Raw genomic sequence first — 13,947 nt, forward strand, 5'->3', positions numbered from 1 at the left:
CGCGAAACCATGGGCAAAAGGCTGAAGAACGTGCTTCGCCAGACCTTCAAAACCCTCTATCAAACACCGGCCAGCTCGGCCAAGGGAGGACAATCATGAGCAATTCCGAACGCATCGAACAGCTTCTGGCCAGCATGACGCTGGAGGAGAAGGTGTCCATCCTCTCGGGCGAAGATTTCTGGAGCGTGCCTGCCGTCGATCGATTGGGTATCGGCAAGCTGCGGGTGACCGACGGCCCCAATGGGGCGCGCGGCGGCGGCTCCCTGGTTGGCGGGGTGAAGTCCGCCAGTTTCCCGGTCGGCATCGCGCTGGGATCGACCTGGAATGTGGCGCTGCTCGAAGAGATCGGCGCCGCACTGGCCGAGGAAGTCAAATCCAAGAACGCTCATATGCTTTTGGCGCCCACCGTCAACATCCACCGTTCGGTGACCAATGGGCGCAATTTCGAATGCTATTCGGAAGACCCGTTCCTCACCGCCGAACTGGCCGTGGGCTATATCAAGGGGCTGCAGGATCGGGGAATTGGCGCCACCATCAAGCATTTTGTCGGCAATGAAAGCGAGATCGAGCGTACCACGATCTCAAGCGAAATCGACGAACGGGCGCTGCGCGAAATCTACCTTTTGCCGTTCGAGGCAGCCGTCAAGAAAGCCGGCACTTGGGGCGTCATGAGCTCTTATAACCGGCTCAACGGCACCTTCACCTCCGAGCACAACTGGCTCCTCGGCACTGTGCTGCGCGACGAATGGGGTTATGACGGCATCGTCATGTCCGATTGGTTCGGCAGCCACTCGACCGCCGAAACCGTCATTGCCGGACTCGACCTTGAAATGCCGGGGCCAACGCGTGACCGCGGGCAGAAGCTGGTCGATGCCGTCAAGGCCGGAACGGTCAACCAGGACATTCTCGATCGGCGTGTGCTGGCCATGCTGCGCCTGATGGACCGCGTCGGCTCGCTCGACGATCATCGTCCCCATGCCGAACGCGCCGACGACCGGCCGGAGACGCGCGCCTTGATCCGCCGCGCCGGTGCCGAGGCCGCCGTACTCCTCAAGAACGAGGGCGTACTGCCTCTCGCCGGCACCGGCACGATCGCGGTGATCGGCCCCAATGCCAAGACCGCACAGATCATGGGCGGCGGCAGCGCCCAACTCAATGCCCATTACCGCATCTCGCCCTGGCAGGGCCTGGTCTCGGCGGTCGGCGAAAACCGGCTCCGCTACGCGCCCGGCTGCACCAATGACCGCTTCCAGCCGGTGCTGCGCGGTCCATTTGATGCCGAGTATTTCGACAATGAGACGCTCAGCGGCACGCCTGTTTATGTCGGCACACAGGAAGACGCGCAGACCTTCTGGATCGGCCGCGTCGCCGAGGGCAAGGTAGACCCGCTGCACTTCTCGGTCCGATTGACCGGCCACTTCAAGCCCGAGCACAGCGGCGCGCACAATCTGGGCATTTATGCTGCGGGCTTTGCCAAGGCCTATGTGGACGGCAAGCTCATCGCCGATGCTTGGACCAACTGGAGCAAGGGCCGCACCTTCTTCGAGGAAGGCTGCGATGAGGTGGTCGGGTCGGTGATGCTGGAGGCCGGTCGCGCCCATGAGGTGGTGATCGAATTCGCCACCAAGGATTTCTCGACCCTTGGCCTCGCCGCATTGGCCTGTGGCATCGGCTATCCGCTGGGCGATGCGGCGATTGCCGAAGCAGTAGGGGCCGCCAGCGGTGCTGAAGTCGCCATCCTCTTTGTCGGCCGCAATGGCGAATGGGACACCGAGGGCAGCGACCTGCAGTCGATCACCCTGCCCGGGCGGCAGGATGAGCTGGTGGCGGCCGTCGCCAAGGCCAATCCCCGCACCATCGTCGTGCTGCAGACCGGTGGGCCGGTGGAAATGCCCTGGATTGGCTCGGTGGCCGCCGTGCTCGAAGCCTGGTATCCCGGCCAGGAGGCCGGCAATGCCATCGCGGACGTGCTGACCGGCGCGGCAGAGCCCAGCGGTCGCCTGCCACAGACCTTTCCGGTGCGCTGGTCCGACAATCCCGCCCATAGCCAGGACCGCGAGGTCTATCCGGGCCTCGAGGGCAAGGTGCGCTACGAAGAAGGCATTTTCGTCGGCTATCGCCATTATGACAAGCTGGGTCTGACCCCGCTCTACCCCTTCGGCTTCGGCCTCGGCTACACTCAATTCGCCCTGTCGGATCTCGTGGTCGATGACAGTGACTTCGAGAGCGACGGCGTGGTCAATGTTGCGGTCAGGCTGACCAATACCGGGGCGCGCGAGGGCTCAAGCGTGGTGCAGCTTTACGTCAGCGACGCTGAAGCCTCGGCGCCGCGTCCGGCCAAGGAGCTCAAGGCGTTTGCCAAGATCAAGCTGGAGGCCGGCGCCTCCACAACTGTCTCGCTGGCGCTCGATGCCCGCAGCTTCGCGTTCTTCGACACCCATGCCAAAGTCTGGCTGGTCGAGGCGGGTGCATTCACCATTCATGTAGGCCTGTGCTCGACCGACCTGCCATTGCAGCAGCAGATCACCCGCAAGAGCGCGCTGACACTGCCGCTCTAAAACGCGGAGAAACACAACGGCCGTGGCCTGGGATTTTCCCATGCCACGGCCACTTCATTTTCAGCTGACGGGATAAGTCCGTCAGTTTAGGCGTTGCCCGTGGGCGCTAAACAGATGCACCTCGTCGGTCGCAAAGCCGAGGGTTACCGTGCCGCCGACCTCCAGCGCGCTTTGCCCAAGCAGGGCGGCGGTGATTTCCTGGCCATCGCCCAACCGCGCGCGAATGACTGTCTCATTGCCAAGCCGCTCGACCAATTGCACCGCGCCCTTAAAGGGACCCGAAGGATCAAGATGCAGCGCATGGGGGCGCAGGCCAAGGGTGACGCTGTCACCGGCCTTGGCATCGCTACGACCGGGGACCTGCACTTCGGAACCGGCCGTCGCGAGCCGCAGGGCGCCGCCATCGGCACTGACGATTTTGGCCGGCAGCAGATTCATCTTGGGCGAGCCGATAAAGCCGGCGACGAAGAGATTGGCCGGCTTGTTGTAGAGATCGAGCGGGCTGCCCACCTGCTGCACCACACCGCCATCGAGCACCACGATCTTGTCGGCCAGGGTCATGGCCTCGACCTGATCATGGGTCACATAGATCATGGTGGCGTCGAGATCATTGTGCAGGCGCGCCAGCTCCATGCGCATGTCGCCGCGCAGCGCTGCATCGAGATTGCTCAGAGGCTCGTCGAAGAGGAACACGTCGGGCTGGCGCACAATGGCCCGTCCGATGGCAACGCGCTGACGCTGACCACCGGACAACTGGGCCGGGCGGCGATCAAGCAGATGCTCCATCTGCAAGACCTTGGCGGCGTCACGGATCTTCCTGTCGCGCACATCCTTGGGCGTGCCGGCCAACTTCAGTCCGAAACCGACATTGTCGTAGACGGTCATGTGCGGATAGAGCGCATAGGACTGGAATACCATGGCGACACCGCGATCGCGCGGCTCCACATCGTTGACCACGCGGTCGCCAATGGTGATTTCGCCATCGGTGATGTCCTCGAGGCCCGCGATCATGCGCAGCAAGGTGGACTTGCCGCAGCCCGACGGCCCGACGAAAACCACGAACTCGCCATGGGCAATGTCGAGATCGACACCCTTGATGACGGGCACTTCGCCATAATTCTTGTGAACGGAACGGAGGGTCAGCCCTGCCATTTCGGAAACTCCTGTTAGCCCTTCACCGCGCCCTGCATCAGGGCGGCGACGAATTGGCGCTGGAAGAGAAGGAAGAGTGCGATGGTGGGCGCGAGGATCAGCAGCGCGCCGGCGCAGAGCAGCGGAATGTCAGTGCCCCACTGCCCCTGGAAGGCGCCGAGGGCGCCGGCCATGGTGCGTTGCATCGGGTCCTGCACCAAGACGACGGGCAGCAGGAACTGGTTCCAGGTCCACAGGAACAGCAGGATGGTCAGCGACATGATGGCGGGACGCGCCAGCGGCACCTGCACCATCCAGAATTCCTTCCAGCGGGTGGCGCCGTCGAGCTGCGCGGCCTCGGTCAGGTCATGCGGCACGTTGAGGAAGTGGGCGCGCATCCAGTAGACACCGAAGGGCATATAGAGCCCGATCAGCGGTAGGATGATCGCGAAGCGCGTATTGAGCAGGCCCAGCGCCCGCACTTCGTAATAGAGGGGTGTGATCACAGCCTCGAAGGGCAACGTCAGCCCGAAGACAAAGAGCAGGTAGAGCCACTTGTATTTATTGGTGGTGAGCTTGGCCAGGCCATAGCCCGCCATGGTGGCGATCAGCACCGAGATCGGCACCACGCCCAGCACGATCAGCACGCTGGAGAGCAGCAGCTGGTCCATCTTGGAGACTTCGAAGGCGCGAACGAAATTGCCCCATTGCGGATCGGCGGGCCATTGCAAGCCATTGGGATAAGTCCCCTGCGGCGCCAAAGCGGCAGAGAGCATGGCGAGGAAGGGCAGCAGGGTGATGACCATCAACAGGACGATCAGCCCGCGCGCCACCAGCGTATTGGAATGCGTCGTCTTCATTTCTTTTCCCGGGCAAACCACTGGATCGGCGTGATCGAGATCAGCACCAGCACCATGAGCACAATGGCCAAGGCCGAGGCGAGGCCGACCTGGCGGTGGGCGAAGGCAAGTCTGTAGATTTCGAGCCCCGGCACGGTGGTGGTGATGCCCGGCCCGCCCAGGGTGGAGATATAGACGATGTCGAAGCTCGCCAGCGCCGAGATGACGGTCAGCGTCACGCAGACGGCGATTTCCTGGCGCAGGCCCGGCAGGGTGATGTAACGGAATTCATGCCATGGCCGCGCGCCGTCGAGACGGGCGGCCTCGTAAAGGCTCGGGTCGATCTTGGTGATGCCGGTGACCAGCAGCATGGTGCAGAGCCCGAGCAGCACCCAGGCGCCGATCATGCCGACAGCGGGCAGTGCCCAGACGAAATCGCCCAGCCAGCCGCGCGCCCAGTCGGACAGACCAATCGCGCGCAGGCCCTGATTGACGACGCCGGTCGAGGCAAACATCCAGCTCCAGGCGATGCCGGCGGCAACCAGCGGAATGACCTGGGGCAGGAACAGAATGGTGCGTGTGGCAGTGCCGAAGGCGCCTGCCATGTGGCCACGAATGACCGAGGCGACGGCAAGACCCAATACAACCGGTATGATGGTGAAATAGCCCACCAGCTGGAAGGCGTTGCCGATGATCTGCAACAGCTTGGGGTCGGTCAGGACGGTGATGTAATTGGTCAGCCCGTGGAAGCGCGCTTCCCCGATGCCGTCCCAGCGCAGGAACGAATAGTAGAAGCTCATGGCCAGAGGCACGAGCACGAAGGCAGCATAGGCGATGGCGGCGGGCGCGATGAACAGCCAGGCCGTCATGACGGCCTTGCGATTGCCCTTGGCGGGCGCCCGCCGCTTTGTGTCTTGCCGCTGCGCGGCCGGTGTCGATGTCATATGTCTTTCACCATCGCTGTGGCTCGAGTGCCCCTAGGGCCTCTGTCATAGCAAGAACTGGATCAGGCCACTCCCTGGGAGAGTGACCTGATCCGGGTCGGCAGCGGCTCGAAATCCTCAGCGGGACAACTGGGTTTCGTATTCGCGCTGCACGGCTTCGAGCAGGCCGGTGGCGTTCTGCTGACCGCCAACCATCTTCTGCAGTTCGGGGGTCCAGCCAGCGGCAAAGATGGCGCCGGTGGCGTTGGCGATAAAGTCCATGGCGCCATTGTCCTTGGCCAGGGTCGCGCCGGCAGCGAGCGACTGCTCGGTCACCGAACCCGGCTCAACGGCGGGCAGCGGCAGATCGGTCGGGCCGCCGGGGTTGGAACCTCCGACTTCCACATTGATGGCGCGAGCCTGTTCGTTGCGAGCCACCCAATCAAGGAAGAAGGCGGCGCATTCCGGATTGGCGGCCTTGGCCCCAATGCCATAGGTCAGGGGCGAGGACATGGAGGCGTGGCGACCGCCATCTTCCAGGCTCGGCATGATGAAGAAGCCGAACTTGTCCTTGGCATTGGTGTCGAGATTGCCCGACTCCCAGTCGCCGTTGAACATGAACAGACCTTCGCCGCCGATATAGCGGCTCATCATCTGGAAATATTCGATGGCATTGGCATCGGAGGGGAAATAGCCAGCCTTGATCCAGCCATCGAGATGCTCGGCAGCCTTGAGATTGTCGGGCGTGTTAATGGTGGCGCCGTCCTTCTGGAAGATCCAGTCGTTGATCGGCTCGGGCGCGCCGTAGGCACCCATCAGGTTCTGCAGCGGGAAGGCGAGGCCTGCCGTGCCCTTGTTCCACTGCATGACGGGCAGAATACCGGCTTCCTTGGCCTTGGCCATGGCGGCGTCAAGTTCGGCCAGCGACTTCGGCGGCTCGGTCATGCCGATCTTGGCGGCCAGTTCCTTGTTATAGAACACGCCGGTCATCGAGTAGTTGAGGCCCATGCCGTAGAGCGAGCCGGTACCACGCGGACGGCCGCCCTCTTCGACGCGCAGCTGCACCAGCTGGCCCGCGGGGAACTGGTCCCAGCCCAGCGCGGTGAAATCGTCGTCGAGATTGCGCAACAGGTTGTTGGCAACCAGATCGGTGATCGAGGGCACGCGGATCAGGTCCGGCGCATTGTCTTCGGACAGAATGCGCGGGGAGTTCTCCATCATATTGGCGAACTGGTCTTCCTTGATGTCGAAGGTGACATTGGGGAACTGCTTGGTGAACTCTTCGGCCAGGCGCGTGGGCAGCGGGAAGCCGGTTTCGAAATAGGAATTGAGCACGACCGGGTCGGTGCCGCAGGTGGGCGCGGCCATTGCGGTGCCGGCCGTTGCGGCCACCGACAGGGTCAGCGCGGCGATACGAAGTGCGTGGCGGGACTGATTTCTCAAGACGACCTCCTCCAGGGTAAAGGCAGTGGATATTTCCGTCTGCTAAATGGATTTAGCGCATGGAGCCGGAGGAGAGTCAATATGTCCCTCCTGCCGATGCGCAGCGACTATACCAGCTTGCGCAAAGCCTCGATGACGGTCGTTGCGCGCCGGTCTTCCGGCCCCATCATCCAGTTGGTGACGAAGCCGAAACCGATCCGGCGCCGGGGATCGGCAAAGCCGACCTGTCCACCTGCGCCGTCATGCCCGAAGCAGCCGTCGCCGAGATAGCGCCGCGCTTCGGAATCGAGCTGGAAGCCGTAGCCCCAGCGAGAAAATGGAGGCTCCCCGCCAAACACCGGCTCGCCCTGGCTTTGCGGACGCGTCGCCTCGGCGATGACCGCATCGTCGAGCAGCCGGACACCTTCTGTGGGCGTTACGACAGCCGACCAGATGGTGGCGAGAGCCTCGGCCGAGGCAATGCCGCCGGCGCCCGGGATTTCGGCGGCACGAATACGGTGCTTGTTGAAGCCGCCGGTCTCGCTGACGAGGTCGACGGGCAAGGCGTGCCCCAGCGTCATGGCCTTGTATGGCCAGTTCGGCTGCGGCTTCTTGCTTTCCTCGGCCCAAAGATCGATCAGCGGCTGGCTGACGCGGATATGGGCGGGCCGATCGGCCAGCGCATCGGGAAGGCCGATCCAGGCGTCGGCGCCCAGAGGGGCAGTGATCAGTTCACTGAAATACTGGCCCACGGACATGCCGGTGACGCGGCGGATGATTTCGCCGGCGAGCCAGCCATGGGTCAGGGCATGATATTGATAGCCCGTGCCCAGCGGCCAGAGCGGTTCCTGCGCAGCCAGAATGGCGGTGATGCGATCCCAATCGACGATATCGTCTTCGCTGAGATCGGCGCGCGGCGCGGACAGCCCCGCCTGATGCGCCAAGGCCTGGCCCACGGTGACCTTGTCCTTGCCAGCCACGGCGAATTCGGGCCAGTACTGGCTGACCGGGGCGTCGTAGTCAAGCCGACCATCCTGAACCAGGCGCGCCGCCAGAACCGAAACCAGACCCTTGGTGCAGGAAAAGACCGTGGTGGGCGTGTCCTTGGTCCAGACACGCCCGCTGCGCGCATCGGCAACCCCACCCCAGAGGTCGACGACGGTCTTGCCGTCCACGCGGACATGCAGCCCTGCGCCCATTTGCGGACGATCGGCAAAGCCAAGCGCGAAGGCGTCGGCCAGGGGTTCGAAACCGGGTTCGACCGAACCGTTGATATCCACGCTCATGCCCTAAGCCTCCACGACCAGATAATTGTCAGCTCCGACGACCAGGGGCAGCGGATCGGAAATGCCGCCGCGGAAGTCGCCGTTCTCAGTGACATTGTTGAACGCCAGCAGATGCGGCTTGCCCGCACGATCCAGGGCGACACGACCGGCATAGAGCCGCTCGTCGACCAGAAGCCGCGCCTTGGAGAAATCGACCTGACCGGGCATCTCGCCCACCGGCAGGGTCCAGACACCGCCGGTCTGCCCGGCGCGCGGGCCACAGAGTTTTGCCGTGTCGCAGCAGAAGACGATGTGGTTCTGCCCGGCGATGGCGATCAGTTGGAACACTTCGAGATGAGCAAAGCCGGAACCGGCTGCGCTGAGCGCCGGCTGCACTGTCCAATTGTTGAGATCGGATGAGGTCGCATGAGCCATGACGCCGCGATCGGGCTCGAGACCATCCTTGCCGCGGGCGGTCACCAGCATGTGCCAGAGCCCTGCGGCATCTCGGAACACCCATGGGTCGCGCCAGGCCTCTTCCGGCCAGCTCGATGTCCCCAGCGTTTCGTAGAGCGAGGGGTCAGGGACGACGACCGGGCCGGGCTGCTTGGTCCAGGCGAACAGATCCGGCGAAGTCGCCAGGCCAACGGTTTCGATATTGGCAAAGCTGTCGGGCGAGAGGAAGCGCGAGCCGGTATAGAACATGCGCCAGAGGCCGACATCGTCGCGCACGATCGAGCCGGTCCAGGTGGCGCTGCCATCAAAGCTGCCTTCGGGGCCGGCATCGAACACGAGGCCATGATCGGTCCAGGACACGAGATCGGGCGACGTGGCATGGCCGATACGGGCATTGCGATGGCGCAGGTCGGGATTGCCGAGCGCGCGCGGGGCATGCAGGTAGAATAGGTGAAACTGGGCGCCATCGTCGGCGAACCAGAAATCCCAAACCCAGTGATCGGGAAGGTTGAAAGACATGCAAGGCCCCTGCTAAAACCATTTAGCAAATGCTACGCGGCGGGAGAGTTGTCAAGCGTCCGCTGCATGGCTATCCAGTCGAAAATGCATGGCGCTGATTTCGCCGGCATCAACAGGGGCATAGGGCTTGCCGAAAAAGCGTGTGACATTGGCCGATGTGGCCCGGCTTGCCGGGCTTTCGACCACAGCGGCATCGATGATCCTGACGGGCAGGCCGGATACGCGCCTATCGGCCGACGCCCATGCCAAGGTGCATGAGGCCGCAACCACGCTCGGCTATCGTCCCAATGTTGCCGCCCGCGCGCTGCGCACCGATAAATCGCGCTCCATCGCCTTCATTTCCGACTATGTGGCGACAACGCGTTTCGCCAGCGGCCTTATTCGCGGCGCGCTGGCCGGTGCCGAGGACGCCAAGCATGTCATGCTGGTGCTCGAAACCGGCGGCGAGCCGGCGCGCGAGATTCAGGCGGTGGAAGCGGCGCTCGATCGGCAGGTCGACGGGCTGATCTTCGCCGCCATGCGGGCGCGCGAAGTGTTCGTGCCCGATATCGCCATCAATGTGCCGACGGTGATGCTCAACAGCACCAGCGCGCGCTTTCCCCTGTCGGTGCTGCCGGACGAATATGAAGGTGGCCGCACGGCGGTTAGACTTCTGGTCGAGGCAGGGGTGAGCGAGAGCGTTGTGCTTGTTGGCCACAATGCGGAAGAAGAGGCAGGGCTGTTTCGCTCGGAAAGCATTTCCCGGCGCTTTGCCGGCATTCGCGACGAGATGGGGGCGCGTGGCCTGCGGTTCGACGCCGAGCTCAGTTGCTGGAACTGGGAGCCGGACCAGGGCTACGCTCTCACTAAGGCGCAGTTGCAGAAAGGCACACCGCGCGGCCTGCTCTGCCTCAATGACCGGCTGGCCTTCGGCGCCTACCAGGCCCTGACGGAAGCCGGGCTCGCCATTCCCGACGACGTGGCGCTGGTCTCGTTCGACAATGACGAGCTCGCCTCCTATCTCCGGCCGGGTCTGACCACGATCGGCCTGCCCCACCAGGAAATGGGGCGCCGCGCGGTGAACCTGCTCTTTGCCGGTCAGAAGGCCAAGCCACAGATGGTGCCCATGCCCACGCTCATCCGCGGCTCCCTGCCCGCTGCGCACTAGCGGCAGAGGCAAGGCCTGTCCGGCCTCCATCAACCCCACGCGCTATGGGCAGGCGCGGTTCGTCAATCGGTGCATTTCGCCCCGCCGCTCCGTCTTGTTAGCGTATTGTTAACCATGACGGCAGCTGATGGGCAGCACGGGATCTCTGCTGATTTGGAGTTCGAAATGGCCCAGGGCGGCACGCATGTCATTGTGGTCGGCAACGAAAAAGGTGGCTCGGGCAAATCCACCACCGCGCTGCATCTGGCGGTCTATCTGCTGCATCTGGGGCACAGGGTCGCCACCATTGACGTCGATAGCCGCCAGCAGACCCTGACCCGCTACGTCCGCAATCGCCGCGCCTCGGCCGAGGCCAGCGGCCGCGATGTGTTGATGCCCAAGCATGTGCACCTGCCGACCGCCTGGGGCGACTCCATCCGCGAAAACCAGCAGGTCGAGTTGGGAATCTTCACGCGCGCCATGGATGGCCTGCGCGGCCAGGTGGATTTCGTCGTCATCGACACGCCCGGCTTTGACGGCAACCTCGCCAGGCTTGCCCATGGCGCGGCCGATACACTGGTCACCCCCATCAATGACAGCATGATCGATCTCGACGTGCTGGCCCGCATCGATCCCAAGACCGGTGCGCCGCTCGAGGCCAGCCCCTATTCGCGCAATGTGCAGAAGGCGCGCGCCGAGCGTCAGGCCGAGAACGGGGGCGCCATCGACTGGGTGCTGGTGCGCAATCGCATTTCCAATCTCGGCTCGCACAATGCCAGCCGCGTGCAGGAGACGGTAGAGCGCCTCGCCGAAGGATTGGGCTGCCGGGTTGCCGACGGCATTGCCGACCGCGTGATCTTCCGCTCGCTTTTCCTCACCGGCATGACCGTGTTCGACCCGCTGGAGGCCGACCTGCTCGGCGGCGCACCGACCATGTCGCATATCAACGCCCGCCACGAATATCGCTCGCTGGTGACGGCCCTGCGCCTGCCTCAAGCACAGGACCTGCGGGCCTCGGCATAGCCAGGCATTTCGCGCCGCGGGCAAAGCGTGACCGCGCCGAGCGGAACTCACCGCCCTGCCGGACATTGGCCTCCCAACCACGGAGGACCAAATGACCGACCGCTTCACCATGCAGGACCCGCGCCATCAATATCCAGCGCCGCCCTTTCCCCGCCAGCCGCAATCCCAGCCGGGCATTGTCGGCAAGATGACGCCGCCGCCGGACCACGGCGAAGAAAGCTATGCCGGTTTCGGCCGCCTTCTCGGCCGCAAGGCGTTGATCACCGGCGGCGATTCCGGCATTGGCCGCGCTGCCGCCATTGCCTTTGCGCGCGAAGGCGCCGATGTCGCCATCAACTTCCTGCCTGACGAGATCGACGACGCCAATGAGGTGATCGGCTATATCGAAAAGGCCGGGACCAGGGGCTATGCCTTGCCCGGCGATATATCCGAGGAAAAGACTTGCCGCTCTATTGTCGAGCAAGCCATCAAGCAGCTGGGTGGCCTCGACATTCTCGTCATCAATGCTGCGCGGCAGCAGGCGCGGGAATCGGTGGAAGAAGTCTCGAGCGAGGACTTCGACCGCACCATGAAAACCAATCTCTACGCGCTGCATTGGATGACGCAGGCCGCCGTGCCGCATTTGCCGCCCGGCGCGTCGATCATCACCACCGCCTCGATCCAGGCCTATGAACCCTCGGCGCATCTGCTCGACTATGCCACCACCAAGGCGGGGATCGTCGCCTATACCAAGGCCCTGGCGGAGCAGATGATCGAGCGCGGCATTCGCGTCAACGCCGTGGCGCCCGGCCCGTTCTGGACGGTGCTGCAGCCCAGCGGCGGACAATTTCCGGAGAAGGTCGAGACGTTCGGAGGGAATAGTGCCTTCGGGCGGCCGGGGCAGCCGGTGGAACTGGCGCCCATCTACGTGCTGCTCGCCTCCCAGGAGGGCAGCTATATTACCGGGGAAGTGTTCGGGGTGACCGGTGGCAAGGGCGTCGCCTGATCCCAAAAACAGAAAGGGCGGGACCCTTGGGTTCCCGCCCTCTTTCGTTTGGCCTAGAGCAAAGCCTGCTCGTTGCGTCCCATCAGCCGGAAGGCGATGTAGACGGCGATACCGCTCAGCACCAGAAGGATGGTGGACATGGCCGCTGCCGTGCCGAAATCACCGTCGAGGATCAGCAGGTAGATGCGGACCGGCATGGTGATGGTCGAGCCGACATAGAGCACCAGCGAGGAGGACAGCTCGTTGATCGCCGTGACGAAGCTCAGCATACCGCCGGCGATAATGCCGGGAACGATGAGCGGCACGGTGATGCGCAGGAAGGCCTGGAAGGGGCTGTAGCCAAGGGAAACCGCAGCCTCCTCCAGACTGGGGGATATCTGCCGCAAGGCCGATGAGGTGGTACGCACCGTATAGGGCAGGCGGCGGATAAAGATCGACAACACGATGATCGAGGCCGTGCCGGTCAGCACCAGCGGACCGGTATTGAAGGCCGCGATATAGGCGATGCCGATGACGATCCCCGGCATGACATAGGGGATCATGAAGGCGCCATCGAGCAGCGAGGTGTTGAGCGTGGTACGCCGGGCAACCAGCACGCCCACAATGGTGCCAACGATGACGATCATCACCACGGCGCTGGCCGAGAAGGTCAGCGAATTGCGCACCACGTCGCCGAGATTGAACAGAATACGCTCATAGCTCTGCAGCGCGAAGCCGTCCTGGAACACCGGCCCATTGGTGCGACGCAGCGAGTAGATAACCGAAATGATCACCGGCATGGCGCCGCACAACCCGATGAAATAGACGGCGAAATGCGCCAGCACATTGCGCCAGCCCTTGAGCTGGATCTTGGTGGGCTTGTTGATCATGTTGCCGTGGTAGACGTTCCGGCGCGACATGAAGCGCTGCATCATCACGAAGACCATGGAGACGACGATGAGCACCACGCTGATGGTGGTGGCCATCGACATGTTGGAGCCCACTTCGGCCGAATAGAGCGTATAGGCTTCGGTCGCCAGCACATTATAGCCGCGCCCGAGCAGACGGGGCGTGCCGAAGTCGGCAATGGACTGGATCAGCGCCAGAAGTCCACCAGCGGTCAGAGCCGGAAACACCATCGGGAACGAGATCTTGAAGGTACGCTGCAGCGGCGTGAGCCCCAGCCCTTCGGCCGCTTCCTCGAGTGAGCGGTTGACGTTGGAGAGCGCCCCCGAAACCATCAGATAGACGAAAGGATAGAATTTGAGCGCGAAGACGATGAGGATGCCGCCGACGCCATAGATCGGCGGCATGGTGATGCCGAAATCGCGCAGCCACGCACGAACGACGCCGCCGGCGCCGAACAGCACGATCCAGGAATAGGCGCCGATAAAGGGCGGCGACACCAGGGCCAGGATGGCGAGGAGCGAGACGAAGCGGCTGCCCTTGATCTGGAAGCGCGAAATGCAGAAGGCCATGATCGAGCCGAGCAGCAAGGCGCCGAACAGCCCGCCGAAGCCGACGACAAGCGTATTAAAGAAGGCGCGCTGGAATCGCGGCTCGCCGAAGAACCGCAGATAGTTTTCGACGGTCGCATTGCCGGCCGTGTCGAAAAAGCTCGAGAGCAGAACCGAGCCGACGGGGATGAAGAGGAGCAGGAGCAGAATGCCCCAGGTTCCCAGCATCACCAGCGTCCAGAAATCGAATTTGCGCAACATCGA

The 13,947-nt window shown here is 63.5% G+C and carries 11 protein-coding genes; 4 read left to right on the top strand and 7 right to left on the bottom strand.

Translation table 11 applies throughout. The annotated features are described in order from the left end of the window. The first annotated feature begins 95 nt into the window (after positions 1-95). Positions 96-2,558, top strand: a complete 2,463-nt coding sequence (locus DEVEQU_RS04530) for a beta-glucosidase (RefSeq protein ID WP_126149389.1) — start codon at positions 96-98, stop codon at positions 2,556-2,558. A gap of 81 nt (positions 2,559-2,639) precedes the next feature. On the opposite strand, the gene DEVEQU_RS04535 is transcribed toward DEVEQU_RS04530, so the two are convergent. The 6 genes from DEVEQU_RS04535 to DEVEQU_RS04560 all read right to left on the bottom strand — a co-directional run bounded on the left by DEVEQU_RS04535 (position 2,640) and on the right by DEVEQU_RS04560 (position 9,113). Beyond that, positions 2,640-3,710 carry an ABC transporter ATP-binding protein gene (locus DEVEQU_RS04535; RefSeq protein WP_126149390.1) on the bottom strand — a complete coding sequence of 357 codons (1,071 nt, stop codon included), beginning with the start codon at positions 3,708-3,710 and terminating at the stop codon, positions 2,640-2,642. Positions 3,711-3,724: 14 nt separating this feature from the next. Continuing rightward, on the bottom strand, positions 3,725-4,549 hold the full coding sequence (locus DEVEQU_RS04540; protein ID WP_126149391.1) for a carbohydrate ABC transporter permease: 825 nt from the start codon (positions 4,547-4,549) through the stop codon (positions 3,725-3,727). Further along, complete coding sequence (locus tag DEVEQU_RS04545) at positions 4,546-5,472, bottom strand: carbohydrate ABC transporter permease (protein ID WP_223214103.1); 927 nt, start codon at positions 5,470-5,472, stop codon at positions 4,546-4,548. Before DEVEQU_RS04545 ends, DEVEQU_RS04540 begins: the two co-directional genes overlap by 4 nt. 117 nt (positions 5,473-5,589) lie before the next feature. Further along, positions 5,590-6,894 (bottom strand): ABC transporter substrate-binding protein, encoded by a 1,305-nt coding sequence (locus DEVEQU_RS04550; RefSeq protein ID WP_206437784.1) that lies wholly within the window; start codon positions 6,892-6,894, stop codon positions 5,590-5,592. Positions 6,895-7,001: 107 nt separating this feature from the next. Next, positions 7,002-8,159: a serine hydrolase domain-containing protein gene (locus DEVEQU_RS04555; RefSeq protein ID WP_126149392.1), complete on the bottom strand. Its 1,158-nt coding sequence runs from the start codon at positions 8,157-8,159 to the stop codon at positions 7,002-7,004. 3 nt (positions 8,160-8,162) lie between these two features. Next, positions 8,163-9,113, bottom strand: coding sequence for a glycoside hydrolase family protein (locus tag DEVEQU_RS04560; RefSeq protein ID WP_126149393.1), 951 nt, complete (start codon positions 9,111-9,113; stop codon positions 8,163-8,165). A 127-nt stretch (positions 9,114-9,240) separates the two neighbouring features. On the opposite strand from DEVEQU_RS04560, the gene DEVEQU_RS04565 reads away from it, so the two are divergent. The 3 genes from DEVEQU_RS04565 (at position 9,241) to DEVEQU_RS04575 (ending at position 12,247) form a co-directional block, all read left to right on the top strand. Further along, entirely contained in the window at positions 9,241-10,260 is a 1,020-nt protein-coding gene (locus tag DEVEQU_RS04565) for a LacI family DNA-binding transcriptional regulator (RefSeq protein ID WP_126149394.1), read from the top strand. Between the two features lie 165 nt (positions 10,261-10,425). Further along, complete coding sequence (locus DEVEQU_RS04570; RefSeq protein ID WP_223214104.1) at positions 10,426-11,262, top strand: division plane positioning ATPase MipZ; 837 nt, start codon at positions 10,426-10,428, stop codon at positions 11,260-11,262. Positions 11,263-11,353: 91 nt separating this feature from the next. Beyond that, positions 11,354-12,247 carry an SDR family oxidoreductase gene (locus tag DEVEQU_RS04575; RefSeq protein WP_126149396.1) on the top strand — a complete coding sequence of 298 codons (894 nt, stop codon included), beginning with the start codon at positions 11,354-11,356 and terminating at the stop codon, positions 12,245-12,247. A 53-nt stretch (positions 12,248-12,300) separates the two neighbouring features. On the opposite strand, the gene DEVEQU_RS04580 is transcribed toward DEVEQU_RS04575, so the two are convergent. After that, complete coding sequence (locus tag DEVEQU_RS04580; RefSeq protein ID WP_126149397.1) at positions 12,301-13,944, bottom strand: ABC transporter permease; 1,644 nt, start codon at positions 13,942-13,944, stop codon at positions 12,301-12,303. Between the last annotated feature and the right edge of the window lie 3 nt (positions 13,945-13,947).

The sequence above is a fragment of the Devosia equisanguinis genome (assembly GCF_900631955.1).
Classification (GTDB): domain Bacteria; phylum Pseudomonadota; class Alphaproteobacteria; order Rhizobiales; family Devosiaceae; genus Devosia; species Devosia equisanguinis.